This is a genomic window from Thermogemmatispora sp. (genome assembly GCF_019683755.1).
Classification (GTDB): Bacteria; Chloroflexota; Ktedonobacteria; order Ktedonobacterales; family Ktedonobacteraceae; genus Thermogemmatispora.
This window is the reverse complement of sequence record NZ_JADGHT010000310.1, coordinates 1-5589: the sequence shown is the minus strand read 5'-3', so window position 1 is coordinate 5589 and position 5589 is coordinate 1. Positions and strand designations below refer to the sequence as shown.

Below are 5589 nucleotides of genomic sequence, written 5' to 3'. Positions count from 1 at the left end.
CGTGATCGCCGCTGTCAGCGTCGTCTTGCCGTGGTCAATGTGCCCGATCGTTCCCACGTTCACATGCGGTTTCGTCCTCTCAAACTTCTGCTTCGCCATTGTTCATCCTCACTTCTTAGTGCTCACATGCTCAGTGCAACAGGACATGCAACAACGTGCCCAGGGGCTGCACCTTGCAACAGCATCGCTTCACGATTACCAGCTAAGATAGAGTAGCACGCACTCAGTCTGTGCGAGCAAGGTTGCGTAAAGTGCGGACGCCATTGAGAAGCGAGCGCCGCACGACGCGACCAGAGATAGAGTCGGTCAGCCCCTCAATGGAGGCGGGGCTGCCCAAGAACAGTATCTGCCGCCGGGCGAGGTCGGTCTTTGTGCCTAGCCAACGCTCACCTGAGCGGCACGCTGCTCACTCAGGGCCGCGTCCTGGGAGGCCGTCCCCTGGCACCGGCTCCAGGACTTGTGAGAGCCCGACGGTCCGAGCCGCTCATGTGGGACTGGGCATCGCCTGCCCCTGGTAGAGGAGGCGTGGCGCAGACGTAACCTCTCACGATCTTCTCCCCCATCAGGTTGGGAGGAGAGAGACATGCGCCAGACCTCAGAATCCGCCCATCCCACAGCGGGAAAGGAGGCGCTGCCAGCAGCAGCGTCTGCTCTTCCTAGCTGGCAGCCGCCTTACCAATAATCTCATCCGCGATATTGCGCGGCACTGGCTCGTAGTGGTCGAACTGCATCGAATAGCTGGCACGGCCACTGGTCAAGGAGCGGAGATCATTGACATAGCCGAACATTTCGGCCAGAGGGACATGCGCCCGCACCACATAGACGGAGCCACGGCTCTCCATGCCCAAGATTACGCCACGACGACGGTTCAGATCACCGATGATATCGCCGTAGAATTCCTCGGACGTCGTCACCTCGACCAGCATCACCGGCTCCAACAAGATGGGACCGGCTTTGCGCGCCGCCTCCTTAATCGCCAGCGACCCGGCGGTCTTAAAGGCCATCTCACTCGAATCGACCTCGTGATAGGAGCCGTCGAAGAGGGTGACCTTGACATCGATCATCGGGTAGCCGGCGATGATACCGTTCTCCAGCGTCTCGCGGATACCGATCTCAACCGGCTTAATATACTCCTTCGGGATAACACCGCCCACGATGGCGTTGATGAACTCGAAGCCTTTGCCGGGATTGGGTTCGACGCGAATCCAGACATCGCCGTACTGGCCGCGGCCACCAGTCTGGCGGACATAGCGGCCCTGGGCGGTCGCTTCGCGCGTGATGGTCTCGCGATAGGCCACCTGGGGGCGCCCGATGTTAGCCTCGACTTTGAATTCGCGGAAGAGACGGTCGACGATCACCTCCAGATGCAGCTCACCCATGCCACGAATAATGGTCTGGCCGCTTTCGGGATCGGTGCGCACCTGGAAGGTGGGGTCTTCCTCGGCCAACTTGCCGAGGGCGATGGCCATCTTATCCTGATCGCCGCGCGTCTTCGGCTCAATGGCGATCTCGATCACTGGCTCAGGGAAGGAGATCGACTCCAGAATCACCGGGTGCTGCGGATCGCAGAGGGTGTCGCCGGTGAAAGTATTGCGCAGACCAACGGCAGCACAAATATCGCCGGCGCGAATCTCATCGATATCCTCGCGATGATTGGCATGCATGCGCAGCAAGCGCCCGATGCGCTCTGTTTTGCCCTTGGTCGTATTTTCGACCGAGGAGCCTTTGGTCAGAGTGCCGGAATAGACGCGCAGATAGGCCAAACGGCCCACGAAGGGATCGGAGACAATCTTGAAGGCCAGGGCGCTAAATGGAGCATCATCAGCCACCCTGAGCGTGACCTGCTCACCAGTATTGGGATTGACGCCGACGGGAGGATGGATATCGAGAGGGGAAGGAAGATAAGCGACTACCGCATCCAGCAAAGCCTGAACGCCTTTATTGCGCAAGGCGGAGCCACAAAGTACCGGCACTAGAGTGCCGGCAATTGTCGCTTTGCGGAGGGCAGCCCGGATTTCCTCCTTAGTGATCTCCTCGCCCTCAAGGTACTTGAGGGTCAGCTCCTCGTCGGTCTCGGCAACACGCTCGATGAGCGCATCACGATGGCGCTTGGCCTCTTCCTCCAGCTCGGCCGGAATGGGCGTCGGCTCAGGCCGCGTCCCCAGCTCATCGAGGAAAATCACGGCGTGCTGCTCGATGAGATCGATAAAGCCCTTAAAGTCACTCTCTGCCCCGATGGGTAACTGGATAGGAAGAGGGTTAGCCCCCAAACGGTCACGGATCATCTGGATGGTGCGCCAGAAATCAGCTCCGACGCGATCCATCTTATTGACAAAGCAGATCCGCGGGACGTTGTACTTATTGGCCTGGCGCCAGACGGTCTCGGACTGGGGTTCGACGCCGGCCACGGCGTCGAAGATCACAATACCCCCATCGAGGACGCGCAGTGAGCGCTCGACCTCAGCCGTAAAGTCGACGTGACCGGGCGTATCGATGATATTGATGCGATGGTCAAGCCAGAAGCAGGTTGTAGCCGCAGCAGTGATGGTGATGCCACGCTCCTGCTCCTGTACCATCCAGTCCATCGTCGCAGCCCCTTCGTGAACCTCACCCATGCGGTGAATCTTCTTGGTATAGAAGAGGATGCGCTCGGTCGTCGTCGTTTTTCCCGCGTCAATATGGGCGATGATACCGATGTTCCGTGTTCTTTCGAGTGAATATTCTCTAGACATCTTTGAGTATTACCAGCGATAATGGATGAAAGCCTTGTTGGACTCTGCCATCCTGTGGGTCTCCTCCCGTTTCTTGATGGTAGCACCCTGTCCGGCGGCAGCGTCCATAATCTCGTTAGCGAGCTTCTCCACCATGCTCTTGCCGGTACGCGCCCGAGCAGAGTGGATGAGCCAGCGCATGGCGAGGGAGATGCCGCGTTCATCGCGGACATTGACAGGCACCTGATAGGTTGAGCCACCGACACGGCGGGGCTTGACCTCGACCGTCGGCGTAGCATTCTTAATCGCCTGTTCAAAGACCTCTAGCGCTGGGCGCTTTTGCCGCTGCTCGATTAAAGCGAAAGCCTGGTAGAGGATACGCTCGGCCAGGCTCTTTTTGCCGTCGACCATCAGCTTGCCGATGAAGCTCGCCACCTTGCGGCTCTGGTACTTAGGGTCTACGACTTCGAGCCGGCGCACCCCACGTCGATACTCATACTTGCGGCTGGTGTCCTTATTATGCTTGTCTGACTCTGACCGACGGACACGTTTGCGTCTTGGCAAGGTTCCTTTTCCTCCCTTTCGCTTCGCGGTCGACACATATGCTCGTCGCTGCTGCCGCTATTAGCTTGGGCCGTGAGATGGGCCGTAAGCCATTGACGCGCGCAGACGAGCATCTACGCTACGCTACGTATGTACCTATGATACCTGCCTTGTGCAAAGCACCAGAAAAGGCGTCGCTTCGATTGTAGCTGATACCCCTATCTGCTGGCCTGACCTAGCCTGCGCTACCTACCTGCCTCTCCCTTCTCGCTTTTCCACGGTCGGCCAGAGGGCAGAAAGGCGAACGCCGAGCTGCTCCGCGGGCCGCTGAGACTGGCCCTGCTCTCTGCACCTTGGGTGGCCAGAGGTCTCGGCCAGTTCTACTGGTGAGCCAGGTCGGCTACTTCTCTGGCAGCCGGCTGGCGGTTCTCCCGGGCAGGGCGCCCACCCTTGCATGAGAGGAATGTGCTTTTGCTTCTGCTGCTCGCCGATGAGAACGAAAGCTACAATCGGATACGAACGCCTACAGCATCAGCAACGATGATAGCCGCACCGGATTGCGGATCAGCCGCTCTTGGGTTCACACTAGCGCTCGATTGCACGCCGGTGCAGGCCTTTTCCCAACTTACCTGCTTGCCTGTTCGGGCCAGACAGTGGGACTACCGCCGCGAACAGGCGCTCTTCTTGGCTGGCCGCTTTTGCTGGCTCCTACCCCGCTCCTCACTTCCATCTAGCGCTGCGATGCGGCCAGATGTCTCGTCTCGGCTTTTCTCCTCTTCTCAGCTAGCTTAGCGCTCTGCTTTGACGATGAGGTGCTTGCTTTGCTCTCGCCTACCTGTGGCCAGGCGCCTGACTCTCCACTGATTTGCTCTTCACTACCATCGCCCCTGAACGAGAGAAAGTCCGACCATCCAGGGCGGCACAGAGCCAGCGACAACTGCCCAACCGGTACGCTGCTCGCACCGGCCGGTCATGGCACAATCAGCCTCTGCTTTCGTTTAACGCTCCCCTCGCTAGCGGGCATTACCTCGGGGAGGCAAGGCCTGCTGTGCTAGCAAAGACTGACGCAGGTAGCTCCCCACCTGCTCCGCTCTTAGGGCTAGCGGGCTTCTTCACGCCGCTAATCTTCGCTATCTAGGTGCTTGTATTTGTTTGTGCTGCTGCTGCTGCTGCTGCGTATTGCTGTATCTGGCTGCTGGCACTCTGGCCCAGCCTCCATCTGCCGACCCGCCCGGGGTTGGTTATGAGATGAGCAAGTGGCTTAGTACGTCTCTTCTTCTCTTTCTGACTACAACAACCGGACCCCAGACGCTGCAGCGAGGATTACCTTGCCTGCTGGCTCTAGACGAGATACAAGGCCAGGGGTGGTAGCCAGCCAGTCAGTCGGGCTTCTCCGAGCTATCGCAGGCAGCCAACGATAGACGAGGCTGCCATTCTTCTTCTGCTTAGCCCTGGCCCGCTCACCCGGCGCCGATGCTCTCCGGACGCTGGTGAGCGAAGGACAGACACACACGAGCGTCTCTTTCCACGTGACACAACACGCCAGAGCGAGCGCATGCCTTTTTGTTGCCTGCCTGGCAGAGGGACAGACGTGGAGGACACCCGACACACATCGGGCGAGAAGAACGCCGATGCATGCGTGATCGAACGTGATGTACGACCTGTAAACCGACCTACCTGAACGCTCTCAGGCGGTATCGGGCAGGAAAGCGGGGAATGTGGCGGGTCGGATGGCTATGCTTCTGGCATGCTTCTGCTGCACTTCAGCAGCCGCCCACGCGCTACTTCTTACCACCCCTGGCGGCTGGAGTGGCCGCCGCCTGCCCAGGCTTGGGCCGCTTGGCTCCATATTTCGAGCGACCACGGCGCCGCTTAGCGACACCCTCGCTATCTAGCGTGCCGCGAATGATATGGTAGCGCACACTGGGCAGATCCTTGACGCGCCCACCGCGGATCAAGACCACCGAGTGCTCCTGGAGGTTGTGGCCCTCACCTGGGATATAGGCCGTTACCTCCATCAAATTACTCAAGCGCACGCGCGCGATTTTGCGCATGGCCGAGTTCGGTTTCTTGGGCGTCATCGTACGGATCTGCGTACACACGCCACGCTTCTGCGGCGCGCCCCGCATGCGCATAACACGGTTCTTCAGCGCGTTATAGGAAAACAACAGCGCTGGAGCCTTCGAGCGTCTGACCTTCTTGGAACGGCCCTTACGGACCAACTGATTGATCGTTGGCAACGAGCAATCCTCCCCTAACTGTCCTCTGAAGGGGCGCGCTGGTGCGCGCCCCTTCTCAATCTATGCGCGGTTGTATATCTGTCTCTTATACAAAA

Annotated in this window: 4 protein-coding genes; all 4 read right to left on the bottom strand. The window is 59.2% G+C overall.

The features are described 5' to 3' along the window. A partial coding sequence (locus IRZ24_RS16095) for a GTP-binding protein (RefSeq protein ID WP_297155103.1) occupies window positions 1–99 on the bottom strand: 99 nt, incomplete at its 3' end. Window positions 100–656: 557 nt separating this feature from the next. After that, on the bottom strand, window positions 657–2732 hold the full coding sequence (gene fusA, locus IRZ24_RS16090; RefSeq protein ID WP_297166259.1) for an elongation factor G: 2076 nt from the start codon (window positions 2730–2732) through the stop codon (window positions 657–659). Window positions 2733–2741: 9 nt separating this feature from the next. Next, the gene (rpsG, locus tag IRZ24_RS16085) at window positions 2742–3191 is read right to left on the bottom strand and encodes a 30S ribosomal protein S7 (RefSeq protein WP_297166263.1); all 450 of its coding nucleotides are present in this window, start codon (window positions 3189–3191) and stop codon (window positions 2742–2744) included. A 1844-nt stretch (window positions 3192–5035) separates the two neighbouring features. After that, window positions 5036–5494, bottom strand: a complete 459-nt coding sequence (gene rpsL, locus IRZ24_RS16080; protein ID WP_297166256.1) for a 30S ribosomal protein S12 — start codon at window positions 5492–5494, stop codon at window positions 5036–5038. Window positions 5495–5589 lie beyond the last annotated feature (95 nt).